Genomic DNA, 16,944 nt, shown 5'->3' with positions numbered 1-16,944 from the left:
GGTTCGATCCCCTGTAACGGATGGATTGGATTGAAAGAGAAGCTTGTGCCCTTGACGCGGGCCTTCGATCGTTGCGGCTTACGCCGTGCCGGTTGCCCAGCGTATCTGCCCCGCAGATGACTTGGGCTCGCTCAGTGCGGCGCCCGGAATAGAAATGGAGGTTGACGTCATCGCCTCGTCGATGCCGCTCTGTTCGGAGCCATAGATGCGACATACGGCATCGGCATCCAGTTCGTTCGGCGTACCGTCAAACACCACCTTGCCCTTCGCCATGCCGATAATGCGCTCACAATAATTGCGAGCCGTATCCAGCGTGTGCAGGTTGGTGATGACAGTAATGCCTTCGCGCTCGTTGATCTCGCGCAGTGCATCCATCACGATCTTGGCGTTCAGCGGATCGAGCGAAGCAATCGGCTCATCCGCAAGCACCATCTTTGGCGCCTGCATGAGAGCACGTGCAATGGCGACGCGCTGCTGCTGCCCACCGGAAAGCGTTCCTGCTGGCTGCAGTGCGGTTTGTTCGATCCCCAACCGTTCAAGCGCAGCAATTGCCATCAACCGCTCCTCGCGGCTGAAAATGCCGAGAATGCTCATTGCCGTGGATCGGTGGTTCAGACGACCAAGAAGCACGTTTGTCAGAACATCGAGACGTGGCACAAGGTTGAACTGCTGGAAGATCATGGCGCAGTCCCGATGCCAGCGGCGAAGGTCTGCACCCTTGAGGCTGGATACCTCGGTATCGCCGAAGCGGATGTGACCTTCAGAGGGATCGACAAGCCGGTTTATCATGCGCAGGAGGGTTGATTTTCCTGCACCCGATCGACCGATGATTCCGACCATCTGGCCCGATGGAATGTCGAGGGTGACACTGTTGACGGCGGTGTTTTTGCCAAACTTTCGTGTCACATTTTCCAGCTGAAATCGCATGATATGTCCTTCGTCCTTCATTGACGCTGGACCCAAGCCATAGTGCGCCAATGTAAAGTGCCGATGTCCGTTTTGTGTAAGAAATATAAAATCTTCTAACGCCCTGATCCGACTACGCTTCAGGCGTATTTTTGCAGGAATGCGTCAGCATCCAGATTGCGAAAATCGTCCAGAGATTCGAACAGAAGATCGTGGCTCCAGTCCCACCATGCCAGCCGCTCCATGCGCTCTGCCACGTCAGCCGGAAAGCGCTCGCGGATGAGGCGTGCAGGCACTCCACCCACCACCGTATAGGGTGCAACATCTTTCGAGACGACTGCGCCTGCACCCACCACGGCACCATTGCCGATCTTCACGCCCGCCAGCACAGTTGCACCGTGACCGATCCAGGTGTCGTGGCCGATCATCACCCGGTTGGCGCGGCGAGCGGCGAAGAAGTCCTCTTCATCCTCCGCTCGTCCTGGCCAGTAGTTCCCGGCGCGGTAGGTGAAATGGTGCAATGTGGCACGCTCCATTGGGTGGTGCGTGGCATTCATTCGTACGAATGCGGCAACGTTCGAGAACTTGCCGATCTCGACATTCCAGAGATGCCCGTGCTCCATAATGTAGGAGTAATCGCCAATCGCGCAGTCGCGAATACGGCAGAACTCTGCCACTTCGGTGTATCGACCGAATGTCGTGTTTTCGACCCTTGCCGTTTCGTGAACGCTTGGTGCTTCCTGCAAGATGCGGCTCATGCTGCGACCTTTCGCGGTGAGAACTGGGAGACATCCAGAATTCGGTCAGCCACAGCCTCGCGCACTTCCTCATCGTGGAAGATGCCGAGCAGCGCGACACCCTGTTCCTTCTTGGCCTGGATCATATCCACCACGATGGCGCGATTGGCTGCATCGAGTGAGGCGGTGGGTTCGTCCAGCAAAAGAATGCGATGATCAGTGATGAAACCGCGCGCAATGTTCACGCGCTGCTGCTCACCACCGGAAAATGTCGCAGGCGGAAGCTGCCAGAGATCTTTTGGAAGGTTGAGCCGTGCCAGCAGTTCCTCGGCCCGCTCACGGGCGTCACCGGCAGGCGTACCGCGTGCAATAAGCGGTTCTGCCACAACATCCAGCGCAGAAACGCGGGGAACGGTGCGCAGAAACTGGCTGACATAGCCCAACACGTCCCGGCGAGTTTGCAGGACCACACGCGGCTCCGCCGATGCCAGATCAATAATCTGGTCGCAGTGTCGGACCAGAATCTGGCCGGAATCGACAGCATAGTTGCCATAGAGCATCTTGAGGATCGAGCTCTTGCCGATGCCGGATGGACCACCCAGCACAACGCATTCACCTCGGGCAAGCGAGAACCTGACATTGGCAACGACCGGCAGGCGCAAGCCTCCGCGCAGGTGCATGGTGAAGCTTTTCGAAACGTCGGAGACGATGAGGGGAGTGGTCACGACAAAGCTCCTAAACCTGAAGGATCGAAGAAACGAGAAGCTGGGTGTAGGGTTCGCGCGGATCATCCAGCACACGATCCGTCAGGCCCTGTTCGATCACTTTGCCGCCCTTCATCACCATCATCCTGTGTGAAAGAAGCCGCGCCACAGCGAGATCATGCGTGACGACGATGACAGCAAGACCAAGATCGGAAACCAGACCCCGAACCAGATCGAGCAGACGCGCCTGCACCGACACATCCAGACCGCCGGTCGGCTCATCCATGAAGACAAGCCGTGGCGAGGTCACGAGATTACGGGCGATCTGTAACCTTTGGCGCATGCCGCCAGAAAAGGCACGCGGCTGGTCGTCAATGCGGTCTTGCGCAATTTCCACCCGTTCTAGCCAGTCGCTGGCTGTAGTGCGGATGTTGCCGTAATGGCGATTGCCGACAGCCATCAACCGCTCACCCACATTGGCACCGGCTGAGACAGTCATCCGCAGGCCATCCGCCGGGTTTTGGTGCACGAAACCCCAGTCCGTGCGCATCAGAAACCGGCGCTCGGCATCACTCATCTGGTAGAGATCGCGGAGATTGCCACCCCGCATGCGATACTGCACGCAGCCTGTCGTCGGCATTAAACGAGTTGCAAGGCAATTCAGCAGCGTTGTCTTGCCGGAGCCGGATTCTCCCACGATGGCGAGAACCTCACCAGGCCAAAGATCGAAGCTGACATCCATACAGCCTACACGGCTGCCGTAGAATTTCGAAACGCCGCGCACATTCAGGAGAGGTTGATCGCTCATTCTGCCGCTTCCTTGATATCGCCCAGCATTTCGCCGCGATGGCCCTCTTCCCGACGCGTTTCACAGAAATCCGTGTCAGAGCAGACGAACATGCGGCCGCCCTTGTCATCCAGAACCACCTCGTCAAGATAGACGTGGCGCGCACCGCACAGCGCGCAGGGCTTCTCGAAGGTCTGCACCTCAAAAGGATGATCTTCGAAATCGAGGCTGACCACATCCGTGTAAGGCGGCACGGCATAGATGCGCTTTTCACGTCCGGCGCCGAAAAGCTGAAGGGCCGCCGACTGGTTCATCTTCGGATTGTCGAATTTCGGCGTAGGCGACGGATCCATGACATAGCGCCCGGCAACTTTCACTGGATAGGCATAGGTCGTGGCGATGCGGCCATGGCGGGCAATATCTTCATAGAGCTTCACGTGCATCAGCCCGTATTCTTCCAGCGCATGCATTTGCCGCGTTTCGGTTTCGCGCGGCTCCAGAAAGCGCAAGGGTTCCGGGATCGGCACCTGATAGACCAGCACCTGGTTCACGCCGAGGGTTTCCTCCGGAATACGGTGGCGGGTCTGGATGATCGTTGCTTCCGAGGTTTTCGTGGTGACCGCAACATTGGCGACTTTCTGGAAGAACGCCCGTATGGAAACCGCATTGGTTGTATCATCCGCGCCCTGATCAATGACTTTCAGCACATCGTGAGGACCGAGGATTGAAGCCGTCACCTGCACGCCGCCTGTCCCCCAGCCATAGGGCATGGGCATTTCGCGGCTGGCAAAGGGAACCTGATAGCCGGGAATGGCAATGGCCTTCAGGATGGCCCGGCGGATCATCCGCTTGGTCTGCTCATCCAGATAGGCGAAGTTATAGTCTGCCAGCGCGGTCATTCGGCGGCCTCCTGATGGTCATGAGGTTGGGCGTGCTTCGCGCGCATACGGCGCACAAGATCGAGTTCGGCCTGGAAGTCCACGTAATGCGGCAGTTTCAGGTGCTCTACGAAGCCCGTCGCTTGCACGTTGTCGCAATGGGAAATAACGAATTCCTCGTCCTGCGCCGGGGCAACGACATCCTCGCCAAACTCTTGCGTTCTCAGCGCCCGGTCCACCAGCGACATGGACATGGCCTTACGTTCGCTCTGGCCAAAGACGAGGCCATAGCCGCGGGTGAACTGCGGCGAAGCCTTGGCGGATCCCTTGAACTGGTTCACCATCTGGCATTCTGTGACGAGGATTTCACCGAGCGAGACGGCAAAGCCGAGTTCCGGTACATCGAGTTCAATGTCTACCAGACCGATGCGAATTTCGCCGACAAATGGGTGAGTGCGCCCGTAACCGCGCTGCGTGGAATAGCCGAGCGCCAGCAGAAAACCTTCATCGCCGCGGGCAAGCGCCTGCAAGCGCAGATCACGCGTCATGGGAAATTCCATCGGCTCTCGTGTCAAATCGCCCGCCACGTGATCAGCAGGAAGTTCACCATCCGCTTCGATCAAGCCCTCGCCCGCCAGAATTTCGCTGACCCGCATCACCGGTTCGTCGGCATCTGTCCTTCCGGCAGGGGCCTCAACCGGCGTGTCGTGCAGAAGGTCCGGATCTAGCAGGCGGTGCGTATAATCGAATGTAGGCCCCAGAAGCTGTCCGCCGGGAAGATCCTTGTAAGTGGCGGAAACGCGACGCTCGATCTGCATCCTGGCTGTATCGATCGGCTCGGATGTACCGAAGCGCGGCAGCGTGGTGCGATAGGCTCGCAGCAGGAAGATCGCCTCGATCAGGTCCCCGCGTGACTGTTTCACGGCTAGCGCTGCCAGCGAGCGATCATAAAGCGAAGCTTCAGCCATGACGCGATCGACGGACAGTGCCAGTTGCTCGACAATCTGCTCGATGGCAATGGCCGGAAGCTCGCGATTGCCCCGGCGGCGGTCAGCCAGAAGTTGATGGGCGTTGGCGATGGCAGTTTCCCCGCCTTTGACGGCAACATACATGGTTCAGCCCTCCAGAGCCTTGATGTTGACCGTGCGTGGCAGGCCGATCAGACGGTTGCTGCAGGTCAGGATCAGGTCGATGCCACGTGGAAACAACGCTCGGTTGACGCGCCATTGATCGAGGAAAGTCGCAGGCAATCCGAGCGGCGCAATTTCCGTGGCGCCATTAATGCCGGGGCCAGAGAGAGAAAGCCGTGCGCCGCCTTCGAGGCTGGCAACTTCGAGGATGATCGTGGTTGAGCGGTCAGGATAATCCTGCGTGCCTTGAGAAAAATGGCCAAACGCGGGCAGGGTGCTGCCCTTTTCGAAGAAGGCGAAGGCGCAGGTCGATTTGTCGCTCGTGATCTTCGCTCCTGCATGAAAGCCAAGCCAGCCGGGAACCACACCCTGCGCCAATGCGGCCGACAAATAGACCGGCGTATCGTAATCGCAGAGCGTCAGCATCAGAGCTGCAGACGCAGCGCAGAGGCCTTTTGGCGGGGTCAGCGGGCAGCCAATTTGCTGGATCGTACCGGGACGCGCCAGCGCATCCATGGCTGCGCGAAAGACGGCCTGCGCATCGAAAACAGGATCTGCAAATCCAGGTAGAAGAGTTGCTGTTGCGACCATCAGTCTTCGCCCCTCACCATTGTAAAGAAATCAACCTTCGTGGCCGCTGTTTGCTGGCTGCGGGTGCGGGCGTCCGCTTCAGCACGCTTTTCGACCGGGCTCAGCAGCGTGCTCTCGATGTGTTGCCGATGATCGTCGCTTTGCCAGAGAGCATGGAGAACCGCACCCAGTTCAGCGGCAGCCTTATCCGTCCCCAAGCGATAGCTGTGGCCGATCACACCTGCATCCGTCTCAATGGACGCGCGGCAAACGCTTGCCTCACCCAGATTGAACGGGTCGCCACCGCCGCCAATGCGGCCCTTGACCATGACGAGCCCGACTTCAGGCCCACGGATCTTGCGAAATTGCGGCTTTGCCGGAAGGCCATCCCAGACTTGCTTCAAGGTCTGATGGTCAGCCCGTGCCAACAGCGCCAGTGCGCGCTTGGCGTCCAACGGATCGGAAGGATGAGTTCCTGCTATTTCGATCACAGCGCTTGACTCCACTTGTCTAGTTATCTAGACATCTAGACAACTGTTGAGAGTTTTAGAATCTGTGCGTGACACGCATATGACAGGGGCGGACATGCTGCAGCGTCAAAAGGGCGTCGCCATCTGGCGACAGATCGCAGATCGTATTCGCACGAACGTCTCGGCTGGCCTTTATGATCAAACGGGCGTTCTGCCGTCCGAAATGCAGTTGGCGACGGAATTCGACGTCAACCGCCACACCGTCCGTGCGGCCATTGCGGCGCTTTCAGACGAGGGCTTGCTGCTGGTCGAAAAGGGGAAGGGCACCCGCATCGCCCGCAAAGACCGCTTCGATTTTCCCATTAGTCCTCGCACGCGCTTCACCGCTGGTTTGGCGGATCAGGCACAACAACTCAGCGGCGAACTGCTGCGGGAATGCGTGGAACAAGCCGACGCCGAGGTGGCGACTTATCTGGGCTTACCCGTTGGTGCGGATGTTTGCCGGCTGGAAACCCGCCGCAGCGCCGACGGACAGGCGGTCGGCCGCTCCATCACCTGGCTGCCGGGCCAGCGCTTCGCAGGCTTTGCGGACGCTTTCAGACGTAAACAATCGATCACCAAAGCTTTTCTGGATTTTGGGGTGACCGATTATCTGCGCAAATCGACCGAGGTTTATGCCGTGCACGCCGATCAGGAAGATCTGGATATTCTCGGTCTCACGCCGGGTGCAATCATGCTGGTGACGAAATCAATCAACACGGATCTGGCCGATCAGCCGATCCAGTATTCCATCACCCGGTTTCCGGCGGATCGCGTTCGCTTCAGCATCCGGTTTTAAAGCGCGGTTACTTCCATTCGTAGATACGCTTGCCGTTATAGGGGCGGTCAGCGATCAGCATTTCCGGCGAATCGATGGACTTGGCATAGGTCAGTGCATCAACTTCGTCGTTGAAGGCAATGAAAATCATCACCATGGACCTCGCCTTCGGACTGCCCTTCCTGCGATAGGAAATTCTGACAGCGCAGTGCGGAAACTCGTCACTGAGCCGAAGCGTATCCGAGGCTTTGTCCGTCAGTGCCAGAAACTGGCCAAGCGAGAAAAAGCGGCTCACTGCGTTAAAGGCCGTTTCCTTCGAAATCTTCTGGTTCGAAGCGCTGCCCTTCGGGCGACCGTAAAACAGGCTGTCCGTCAAACCTTTGCGCCGCTTGCTTTCATAAACGATCAGGCTTCCAGCAGCCGCCAGTTCGATGTGCACATCAAATGTCTGCAAATCATCCGCTGAACCATCGACTTGCCCCAGCAAAGTTTGAAGGTCTGCGATGTAATCGGCATAGAAGGCAGGTGTCATAGTCCAAGCGGCCCGTTTTGTTCTAGAAGCGAGCCGCTCCTATCATGGCATCCTTCAGCAGGATACGTGAAAATCACATCATGTCCCGTGGCTGCGGTCATAACCGTTGACGGTCGGACTCTTCCATCCGGCTGGTGCCTCGCGTGGGCGGTAGATTTCAACGATCATCGGGTAGCAGGCGGCAGTATCCGACGAATGCTCGGCAGAGCAGTCTCCGCCGGGGCAGGCAGACATGCATCCGAGCAGATCGATCTCTGCAAAGAATTCCAGATAGTCTCCCGGACGAACGGGGCTGGCCTTCATGAAATACTGGCCCGTGTCGCGGGTAAAGCCAGTGCACATGAAAACGTTCAGGACATCATGCACGTGCGGTTCTGCTTCCGGCAGGGTGAGGCCGGTTTTCTCCGCCAGAGCACGCGTCAGGTTGGAATGGCAGCAATGGTGATACTGACCGCCATGGCTCAGAAGATTGTGTGTGTATGGGTCGCAGCGCGTTCCGATCACATCATGCACGGAACCGCCAAATTCATCGAAGCCATACCAGTCCAGCGTGTCGTAAGTGATGGTTGCGATGGGGCGCAGATAGGGAAGGCTGGAAAAAAGCTGATCGCCAACGCCTACATGAGTGCCGTTCAAAGCGCGTGTCTTTCCACTGTAGAATCGCTCAGAAAGATCATGCAGATTGAAAAGGTTGAGATCACCGACCTGCGGGCCTTCCGTGCAGACCATGCGGCAGAAGTGACCCGCCGGAACCTCCCACGTCTTGGCTTCTCGCGGAGGGATGACAACCGTTTCGATGAGTTCAAGATCGCCGCGCAGTGCCTGATAGGCTCCGATATTCGGGCGGGGGAGCGTCTCTGTCGGATAACAGATAACCGGCTTCACCGATCTACGCTGAAGTGCGTCGCTGGGTGCTGGGTGGGCTGCCTTCGGCTTCACAGACATATCCTTTTAATCATGGCGCTGCACGCTGTAATGGCGCAGCCTGAACTCAAGAGGATACATTAGGCAGCTATAACATCTTCCTGCAAGGCAACTTCGAGTTCATCCCCGATCGGTCCAATCTCGAGCGTAGTGAGAATGTCTTGCGCGACCGTTGCGCCGATTTCTGCCGAAGACACAATGCCCTGAACGAAGGGTCGGTCATGCAGCAAGTAGGGAAGAGCCGCCAGGTAAACGCGCTTGTGCAGTGACGACGGCGAGACCAAGGCAAACTGCTCATCGACTTCCGGGATGTCCTGGCCATCCTCCATCAGGGTCTGACGCAGGTTCGAGAACTTCAGGTCTTCGGTCCGCAGGGCTTTTTGTCCGCGTGCGTCGATGAAAACATTGAAGACATGCGATTCCCGGGCGGACAGGACTGTCGTGGTTGTCTCAGATCGGATGAGTTCATAATCATCGTCCAACGTCACGACATCCAGAATATTTGCATCCCACAAAGCAAGAAGGCGCCGGATGGAGGTCGCAGGTACCGCGGCGTAGTTGTCGCTGAACACCCGCTTCAGGCCTCGCTCAAAACGCGAGAGGTCGCTATCCGAGAAGAACGGCACCAGCTTTTCAACTTGCTCATGCATGCGCAGGATAGCGTATCGCCATTCTATGGTTCGCTTTGCGGCCTTGTTTCGCTCCACTTCAGCCAGATTCTTCCTCGCATAGGCAAATGCATCACCTTCCATGCGTTCCGCGAAATAGGCTTCAGAAAAGCTATCCGCATCGAGGTTGGCCAGATTGATCCTCGCTGCATAGGCTGGATCGGCGAGAGTGATCTCCTTGGCGAACAGATCAAAAATAGCATCGAGTACGTTCGGCTTCGACGTGCAGGCCATGAGCGAGGCTTCTGTCATGATCGTCGTCGGAACATACGGAATTGGGCAGTAGAAGTCGGCCTCAGGAAGGATTCCGTTGCGCGACATGAAGCTGACCTTAAGTTCTTGCTCCTCGGTGCGATAGGTCAGTTCACCCTCATCGCTTTTGACGAACTCACCATGTTGGGCAACAACTGCGAGGCATGCATCAATCGCACTGAGAGAGGTGCCCATGATGCCGATACGAGCGGCTGGAACATCTGCCGAGAGCAGGCCGCACCAGGGGTTTGGATAATAGGAGGAACTTGCGCTGTCTTTGCCGAAATCATGCCCGGTCGCGACGATCACCCGGTCAAAGCCCTCATCCACGCCGCCGTCAGACCTTTCGATCCGGAAGCGACCGGCCGCTTCTGCTATGTCGATGATGGTCGTCTTTTCGTGCAGCCTTACAATATAGCCGCGATGTTCTGCCTGCTGCTGCAAGGTCAGGAGTTGATTATGATAATAGCAACCGATGAGCAGACGTGGCGTGAATAGTCTCTCGTTCAGATCATCCTGCTCTATGCCGAAATCGGAGAGTATTCGGGGCGGGCAGGATTTCAGCCAGTCCAGATAGCTGACGCCATTGAGTGCCGGAATTTCGATGCTGGCGATGTTCGCCAGCATGAGACGGCTGGCCCCTTGGCGAGAATAAGGTGTACCGGCACCAGCCCACTCACCTTCGTCATAGATGGTGATGTCCATGGAAGCGCCAGCATGTACGAGTTCAGAAAATGTATAAAGTCCAGTCGGTCCAAGGCCAACGATCGCAATTTTCACGGTACACGTCCTGACAAAGCATGATTGCAACTGGGAAACGCTGCCAAAACCAGGTGGTTCCGTGGACGGCTCTCAGATCGGGTTCTTCGTCATCTCCGTGACGATCGCATCGTCGACAGGCGTATCGTAAGTCATGAGAATGCCGCCGAGGACAATGTAGAAGCCGACTGTCGCGATCAGATCGAAAACCGCCTCCTGACCTATAATGTGCTCCAATTCTCGCTCGAGTTTAGGGGGGATGTGATGTTGGTCGAATATCGCATCAACCGCGCGCACGATCAGCCCATCCTCTCCGTCAGGCATGGCGGCTACTGCGCGAATCCGCTCATCGGAAAAGCCAAGCTGGCGTGCTCGGCTGACGTGATGCGCCCATTCGTAATGGGAGCCGAGGCGGTGACCCGTGCGAAGAATGACCACTTCGGAGCGCTCAGGCCCCAAAGCACTGTCTTTCACCAGATGTTGGCGCAGAGGTGCCCACGCCCGCAGAAGTGCGGGATTGTGCGCCATGGTTCGGTAGATGTTCAGTTGCCCGGCAAAACCCGAACGCAAGTCTTCAATAGACTTGGGCCAAAGGTCATCGCCAAGCGGTGGACATGGTGAAAGCGCCATCCTTTTTTCTCCTCCTTCCGGTGTCGGCCTGCTTAAACGGCTGGCAAAACGAAGTCTTTCCTTGGGCAATTGCATCGTCAGGGAGCAACCCCAAAAATCGCAACATCAGCAACTCAAAATAGACTTTACAAATGATATAAAGTGATAACAATAGGGATTAATGAAAAGCCGATCCGCTGGGGATAAGCCCGAATGGGCAATGATGCGGACGGCGCATGAATGCAGGAGGCCCAAATGGAATTGTCGTCGCTCACTGCTCGTCAACTGTATGAGCAGGCCAAGGCCAACCCTACGCGTAAGCGGTTCGGTTTCGGGCGCAAGCCGATGCTGATCAACATCGATCTGCAATGCGCCTATACCCGCGTCGGCGAGTTCGTAACGGCCTATGAGACGGACCCGAAGCAGCTGGATTACGTCAACACACTTTCCGGTCTGGCGCGTGAAAAGGGTCTGCCGATCACCTGGACCTATGTGGCCTATATGGAATCCGGCGAGGATTGCGGTGTCTGGGGCACGCGGACAAACACGCCGGACTCGCTGCAGAACATCAAGGTCGGCTCGCGCCGGGCAGAGTTCGATCCGCGTCTGAAGATCGATCATGTCAAGGACATCATCATCAACAAACGGATGGCATCACCGTTTCATGAAACAAACCTGCAATCGCTCATGGTGTGGCACCAGTGCGACACGGTGGTGCTGACGGGCGGATCGACCTCTGGCTGCGTTCGTGCCTGCGTGGTGGATTCCATTTCTCGCGGCTACCGCGTCATCGTTCCGGAGGAATGCGTGGCCGACAAGCATGAGAGTCCCCACTTCGCCAACCTCTATGACATTGCGATCAAATACGGCGACGTGATCCCCGTTGCAGATGCCATTGCCTGGTACGAGGCCTATCAGCCGGAGGCGCGCTGAAATGTCTGCCGAACCGATGAAATCCGATCTCGGTCTTTACGATTATCTTCCTTGGCCCAACCGCCCGAAGATCGTTTGGCCCGGAAACAAGAAGATTGCAGTCTGGATCGCCCCGAATATCGAATTCTACGAATACAATCCGCCGAATAATCCAACGCGCACGCCCTGGGCACGGCCAAACCCGGATGTACTGCAATATTCGCACCGCGACTATGGTAATCGCGCCGGTTGGCAGCGCATGATGGCGGCGATGGATCGTGCCGGTTTTCGCGGTTCCGTGTCACTCAATGTCGCGCTTTGCGATCACCACCCGGAGATCATCAAGGCGTGCGCCGACCGCGGCTGGGAGTTTTTCTCCCACGGCATCTACAACACGCGCTACGTCTACAATCTGGATATTGAGCAAGAGCGGGAAATCATCCGCGATGCATTCGATACAGTGCGTAAGCATACTGGGCAGGAACTGGCGGGCTGGCTTTCACCGGCTCTTTCCAACAATTTCTGGACGATGGATATCCTGTCCGAGGCGGGCATTCAGTACACCTGCGACATGTTCCACGATGACCAGCCAATGCCGGTCAAGGTGAAGAGTGGCAAGCTGATCTCGATGCCCTATTCGCTCGAGATGAACGACGTCATCGTCTACAACACGCAGAAGGTCACGCCACGCCATTATGGTGAAATCATCAAGCGGCAGTTCGACCAGCTCTACAAGGAAGGCGATGAGAGCAGCACCGTCATGTGCATTCCGCTGCATCCTTATCTCGTCGGCCAGCCACATCGCATCGATGCCTTTGCCGAAGCGATCGAATACATCGCAGGCCATGAAGGTGTCTGGCAGACGACGGGCCGCGAAATTGCTGCGGCTTATCACTCCACCGGCGCCTATGACGCGATGAGCGCGGCGATTGCCGCCCATAATGCAGGGCCCCATGATGTGGGGAAGGAGACACGCTGATGTCGATGCCCGAAGACTATCTGAAGTATCCGGAACGCCATTACGGCATGGATCATGACCGCTACGACTGGAGCGACCTGTTTCAGCGTGCTCCTATCGTCTGGCCGAACGGGGCGCGCATTGCGCTGTCCATCGTCACCCATGTGCAGCACTTTCCACTCGACATGCCATCCAAGCCGTTCAAGGCTCCGGGTGCTCTGTCCATGCCCTATCCGGATTTTCGCTATTATACCAACCGCGATTACGGCAATCGGGTCGGCATTTTCCGCATTCTCAAGCTGTTCGGCGAGAAGGGATTGAAGGCAAGCTTTGCGATCAACGGCATCATCGCCAGCCGCTATCCTGCTCTGCTCGAAGCGGTGGTTCAGGGCGGGCACGAGGTTGTTGCCCATGGTCTGGACATGGGCAAGGTGCACCATTCCGGTCTGTCGGAAGATGACGAAAACGCCATCATCGCGGAGGCTCTCTCACTGCTTCGCGAGGCAAGTGGCCAACAGGTCGAAGGCTGGCTTTCGCCCGGACGAGCCCAGGGCTTCAACACGCCAGACCTGCTGGCAAAAAACCGCGTAACGTTTGGTCTTGACTGGGCGAACGACGACTTGCCCTACGAGATGCGGACGAAAAACGGACCGCTGATAGCCGTGCCGATGGCCTACGAGACCGACGACCGGGTGGTGGCTGACGAGTATTTCCAATCTGAAGCGGACTGGGTTCAGCAGGTCAAGGATCGCTTCGATGTGCTTTACCGCGAGAGTGAACACTATGGCGGCCGAGTCATGAGCCTGCCGATCCATAGCTGGGTTTCGGGCATGCCCTACCGCATCGAATATCTGCGGGAAGTGCTTGATTACATTCTCTCGCGGGAAGGCGTGTGGAACGCTTCCGCGGGGGAAATCTCTGCCGCATTTCGTGAGATTGGCCAAACGGCCTGATCCGCAGGCAAAGGGGCAACTCCCCTCTGCCACGGCTTCGTTATCGAATGGGAAGACCAAGATCATGGCGCATATGAATGCACCACGAACGATGCTGGCTAAAATCTGGGACGAGCATGAGATATTGCGCCATCCCTCCGGCCCTTCATTGCTCTACATCGACCGGGATATGATCCATGAGGGGAGTTTCCACGCTTTCGCTGACCTCAAGCGGCGCGGTTTGAGGCCGCGCCGGCCGAGACAGATCTTCGGCGTGGCAGATCATTACGTTCCAACGCTGGGTCGCACGTCCAGGGATGCTGCCAGTCCGGCCATCGCCCGGATGATCGACACGTTCGATGAGAATATGGAGTGGGGCGGCGTTCGCCACTTCGGACTTTCCAGTCGCTCGCAAGGCATTGTTCACGTGGTCGCGCCGGAACAGGGGATCACGCTGCCGGGCCTGACCATCGTCTGTTCCGATAGTCATACGTCAACGCAAGGGGCACTGGGCGCAATTGCTTTCGGCATTGGCCAATCGGAAAACGCGCATGTGCTTGCGACGCAAACGATCTGGCAGCTGAGGCCGAAAACCATGCGGGTCACGATCAACGGCACATTGGGGCAGGGCGTCACCGCTAAGGACGTGATGCTGGCGCTGATTGCAAAGATTGGCGCTGCAGGCGCAGGTGGTCACGCCATCGAGTTTGCGGGACAGGTGGTTCGTGACATGTCGATCGAAGGGCGGCTGACGCTCTGCAACATGTCGATCGAGGCTGCCGCCCGCTTCGGCATGGTGGCGCCTGACGAGACGACATTCAACTACGTTCGCGGTCGCAACTACGCACCGAACGAAGAGGAGTGGGATGCAGCGGTCAGCCATTGGCGAGAATTGGTCAGCGATGCCGATGCAGTTTTCGACCGTGAAGTCGTGCTTGCAGGCGCGGAGATCGCGCCGATGGTCACTTGGGGAACAAGCCCGGAAGATGCGGTTTCCATCGAAGGCCGTGTGCCGGATCCATCAGCCTTTGACAGTGCGGATAAACGCAAAGCCGCCGCCAAATCACTGGAATACATGGAGCTTGCACCGGGAACCGAACTTTCTGGCCTGAAGCTCGACAAGGTTTTCATCGGATCCTGCACCAATAGCCGGATCGAGGATCTGCGCGCTGCGGCTGCCATCCTCAAGGGGCGCAAGGCAAAGATTCAGGCCATCGTCGTTCCCGGTTCCACACAGGTGAAGGAGCAGGCCGAGGCAGAAGGCATTGCGACGATCTTCCGCGAGGCAGGCTTCGAATGGCGCGATTCCGGCTGTTCCATGTGTGCCGCCATGAATGGCGATGTGGTTGGCCCCGGCGAACGCTGTGCGTCTACCTCCAACCGCAATTTCGTCGGGCGACAGGGACCGGGCGCGCGCACGCATCTGGTCAGCCCCGCAATGGCCGCGGCGGCGGCGATTACCGGTTGTCTGACAGACGTGCGGCGAGTGTGAGGAGATGGTGATGAAGGCATTTACCAAGGAAACCTCAACCGTTATCGCTGTGCCCGGCGTCAACTGCGATACGGACCAGATTATCCCCGGCCGTTTCCTGAAAGCAGACCGAGCGCAGGGCTATGGTCAGTTCCTGTTCCACGATATCAGGCGCACCGAGGCGGGCGAGCTCGATCCATCATTTCCGCTGAACCAACCGGGCGCGGTCCGCTCTACCATTCTTCTGGTCGAGGATAATTTCGGCTGCGGATCTTCGAGAGAGGGTGCCGTCTACGCTTTGGTAGATCATGGCATTCGTGCGATAATCGGCCCGAGCTTCGGCGACATTTTCTTCAACAATGCGCTGAAAAACGGTCTCGTGCCAGTGCGTTTGTCTGCTGAAAATTGCGATAGGCTGGCGGATTACCTGTCTCGTTTTCCCGAGGCGGAGGTCACAGTCGATCTGGAGAATTCAGAACTCGTTCTTCCCGGCAATCTGGGCCACCATCCTATCGTCATCGATGCCTTTGCGCGGGAATGCATTTTGCAGGGTCTCGACGAGATCGAGATGACTTTTACCTACATGGAAAAAATCAAGGCGTTCGAAACTGAACGAATGGCTTCGCATGCCTGGCTGGCCCGTTGACGGGCGGATCAGCAGGTAACTTTCGCCGTCATAAAAAACTGGGAGCATAAAGAGATGAGCTACAAGATTGATCGCCGCGACCTGTTGAAGGTGTCCGGCGCTTTGGTTGCAGGCCTTGCGGCACCTTCCATCCTGCGCGCGCAGACATCCACCATCAAGGTGGGCGTGATCGAGCCGCTAACCGGTAACCTTGCCTATAACGGCACCCAGAGTGCAGCCGGCGCAAAGTTTGCCGCAGAAGCAATCAATGCTGCTGGCGGTATCAAGAGCATGGGTGGCCGCAAGATCGAACTGGTCGTCGTGGATGCGCAGAGCCGTCCGGAAGCGGCGGCCTCCGGCGTCGATACCCTCGTCCAGGCAGGCGCTTGCGCCTTCACCGGCGCAACAGCTTCCGCTCTCGGTCTTGCCTCATCCCAGGCAGCTGCGAAATACAATCTTGCTCAGGTCTTCTCGATCGGCACCGCAGAAACCGTCGTCTCCCGTGGCCTTCCCAACGTGTTCCGCTTCACGCCCGGCGTGAACAAGTGCACGAGCGTTGCCCTTGAGAACCTGAAGCTGCTCAATCAGGGCGCTGGCAATATGGTGAAGACGGCAGCCATCGTGCACGAAGATGGCCCGTTCGGCTCTAACATGGCAAAAATCCTTGCGGAGCAACTGCCGAAGCAGGGAATTCAGGTTGTCGAAACCATCTCGCACCCGACACCACAGCGCGATTTCTCCAACATTGCGCTGCGTGTGAAGGCGTCGAAGGCCGACATCCTGATCCCGTCCAACTACCTGAACGAATATACGCTGATGGCGCGCGCACTGAACCAGCAGCGCGTCGAGCTGAAGGCGATCTATTCGATCCTCGGTGGAGCGGCATCCAACATCAAGTTCGTTCGCGAGAACAACGAAGTCGCCCAGTATGTGATGGACTGCAACCATTGGTACGATCCGACAAAGGACGAATCCAAGGCACTTGCTGCCAAGGTGGCAGAGGCGAAGCTGGACCTGACCTATGACGTCATGGTGTCCTACGCCACCATTCAGGTTATTGCCGATGCATTGGAGCGCGCCGCGACGGATGATCGCCAGAAGATGATCGAAGCGCTCGCTGCCTCGACCTTCGACAAGTCGATCATGCCTTATGGTCCGACGAAGTTTGTCAACGGCGATAACGTGAACTCGCAGCCGGTCAACACGCAGATCCGCGGCGACAAGATCGAACTCGTCTTCCCAAAACAATATGCCAGCGCAGAGGCCGTCTTCCCGATCCCGGCGAAGAAGTGATGTAATCCCG

Annotated in this window: 19 protein-coding genes; 7 read left to right on the top strand and 12 right to left on the bottom strand. The window is 57.5% G+C overall.

Annotated features, from left to right (window positions below):
• Positions 1-78: 78 nt before the first annotated feature.
• From phnC to phnG, 8 genes are all read right to left on the bottom strand, one after another.
• On the bottom strand, positions 79-927 hold the full coding sequence (phnC, locus tag E8M78_RS00320; protein WP_137133160.1) for a phosphonate ABC transporter ATP-binding protein: 849 nt from the start codon (positions 925-927) through the stop codon (positions 79-81).
• Between the two features lie 119 nt (positions 928-1,046).
• A complete protein-coding gene (locus E8M78_RS00315) occupies positions 1,047-1,664 on the bottom strand; it encodes a DapH/DapD/GlmU-related protein (RefSeq protein WP_137133159.1) in 618 nt (205 codons plus the stop codon).
• Positions 1,661-2,368, bottom strand: a complete 708-nt coding sequence (gene phnL, locus E8M78_RS00310; protein ID WP_137133158.1) for a phosphonate C-P lyase system protein PhnL — start codon at positions 2,366-2,368, stop codon at positions 1,661-1,663. Before phnL ends, E8M78_RS00315 begins: the two co-directional genes overlap by 4 nt.
• Positions 2,369-2,378: 10 nt before the next feature.
• Entirely contained in the window at positions 2,379-3,155 is a 777-nt protein-coding gene (gene phnK / locus E8M78_RS00305) for a phosphonate C-P lyase system protein PhnK (RefSeq protein WP_137133157.1), read from the bottom strand.
• Complete coding sequence (locus tag E8M78_RS00300; protein WP_137133156.1) at positions 3,152-4,033, bottom strand: alpha-D-ribose 1-methylphosphonate 5-phosphate C-P-lyase PhnJ; 882 nt, start codon at positions 4,031-4,033, stop codon at positions 3,152-3,154. The genes phnK and E8M78_RS00300 overlap by 4 nt, the downstream gene beginning before the upstream one ends.
• Complete coding sequence (locus E8M78_RS00295) at positions 4,030-5,124, bottom strand: carbon-phosphorus lyase complex subunit PhnI (RefSeq protein WP_137133155.1); 1,095 nt, start codon at positions 5,122-5,124, stop codon at positions 4,030-4,032. The genes E8M78_RS00300 and E8M78_RS00295 overlap by 4 nt, the downstream gene beginning before the upstream one ends.
• A gap of 3 nt (positions 5,125-5,127) precedes the next feature.
• A complete protein-coding gene (gene phnH, locus E8M78_RS00290) occupies positions 5,128-5,733 on the bottom strand; it encodes a phosphonate C-P lyase system protein PhnH (RefSeq protein WP_137133154.1) in 606 nt (201 codons plus the stop codon).
• Positions 5,733-6,203 carry a phosphonate C-P lyase system protein PhnG gene (gene phnG, locus E8M78_RS00285; RefSeq protein WP_246658162.1) on the bottom strand — a complete coding sequence of 157 codons (471 nt, stop codon included), beginning with the start codon at positions 6,201-6,203 and terminating at the stop codon, positions 5,733-5,735. Before phnG ends, phnH begins: the two co-directional genes overlap by 1 nt.
• Before the next feature lie 79 nt (positions 6,204-6,282).
• On the opposite strand from phnG, the gene phnF reads away from it, so the two are divergent.
• On the top strand, positions 6,283-7,020 hold the full coding sequence (gene phnF, locus E8M78_RS00280; RefSeq protein WP_137133284.1) for a phosphonate metabolism transcriptional regulator PhnF: 738 nt from the start codon (positions 6,283-6,285) through the stop codon (positions 7,018-7,020).
• A gap of 7 nt (positions 7,021-7,027) precedes the next feature.
• Here phnF and E8M78_RS00275 read toward each other — a convergent pair whose 3' ends face one another.
• The 4 genes from E8M78_RS00275 to E8M78_RS00260 form a co-directional block, all read right to left on the bottom strand.
• Positions 7,028-7,531, bottom strand: coding sequence for a hypothetical protein (locus E8M78_RS00275; RefSeq protein ID WP_137133153.1), 504 nt, complete (start codon positions 7,529-7,531; stop codon positions 7,028-7,030).
• Positions 7,532-7,609: 78 nt separating this feature from the next.
• Positions 7,610-8,476: a DUF1989 domain-containing protein gene (locus E8M78_RS00270; protein WP_137133152.1), complete on the bottom strand. Its 867-nt coding sequence runs from the start codon at positions 8,474-8,476 to the stop codon at positions 7,610-7,612.
• Positions 8,477-8,535: 59 nt separating this feature from the next.
• Complete coding sequence (locus E8M78_RS00265) at positions 8,536-10,155, bottom strand: FAD/NAD(P)-binding protein (protein WP_170973276.1); 1,620 nt, start codon at positions 10,153-10,155, stop codon at positions 8,536-8,538.
• 72 nt (positions 10,156-10,227) lie between these two features.
• Entirely contained in the window at positions 10,228-10,764 is a 537-nt protein-coding gene (locus E8M78_RS00260; protein WP_137133150.1) for a carboxymuconolactone decarboxylase family protein, read from the bottom strand.
• A 234-nt stretch (positions 10,765-10,998) separates the two neighbouring features.
• Between E8M78_RS00260 and E8M78_RS00255 the strand changes: the two genes are divergently transcribed.
• From E8M78_RS00255 to E8M78_RS00230, 6 genes are all read left to right on the top strand, one after another.
• Complete coding sequence (locus E8M78_RS00255; protein WP_137133149.1) at positions 10,999-11,676, top strand: isochorismatase family protein; 678 nt, start codon at positions 10,999-11,001, stop codon at positions 11,674-11,676.
• A 1-nt stretch (position 11,677) separates the two neighbouring features.
• On the top strand, positions 11,678-12,634 hold the full coding sequence (locus E8M78_RS00250) for a polysaccharide deacetylase family protein (RefSeq protein ID WP_205910202.1): 957 nt from the start codon (positions 11,678-11,680) through the stop codon (positions 12,632-12,634).
• Positions 12,634-13,566 (top strand): polysaccharide deacetylase family protein, encoded by a 933-nt coding sequence (locus E8M78_RS00245; RefSeq protein ID WP_137133148.1) that lies wholly within the window; start codon positions 12,634-12,636, stop codon positions 13,564-13,566. The genes E8M78_RS00250 and E8M78_RS00245 overlap by 1 nt, the downstream gene beginning before the upstream one ends.
• A 64-nt stretch (positions 13,567-13,630) precedes the next feature.
• Positions 13,631-15,037 (top strand): 3-isopropylmalate dehydratase large subunit, encoded by a 1,407-nt coding sequence (gene leuC, locus E8M78_RS00240; RefSeq protein ID WP_205910201.1) that lies wholly within the window; start codon positions 13,631-13,633, stop codon positions 15,035-15,037.
• A 10-nt stretch (positions 15,038-15,047) separates the two neighbouring features.
• Positions 15,048-15,662, top strand: a complete 615-nt coding sequence (gene leuD / locus E8M78_RS00235) for a 3-isopropylmalate dehydratase small subunit (protein ID WP_137133147.1) — start codon at positions 15,048-15,050, stop codon at positions 15,660-15,662.
• A gap of 54 nt (positions 15,663-15,716) precedes the next feature.
• Entirely contained in the window at positions 15,717-16,934 is a 1,218-nt protein-coding gene (locus tag E8M78_RS00230) for an ABC transporter substrate-binding protein (RefSeq protein WP_137133146.1), read from the top strand.
• Positions 16,935-16,944 lie beyond the last annotated feature (10 nt).

It is taken from the genome of Rhizobium sp. FKY42, assembly GCF_005222835.1.
GTDB lineage: Bacteria > Pseudomonadota > Alphaproteobacteria > Rhizobiales > Rhizobiaceae > Neorhizobium.
This window is presented reverse-complemented; position numbering and strand designations above follow the sequence as displayed.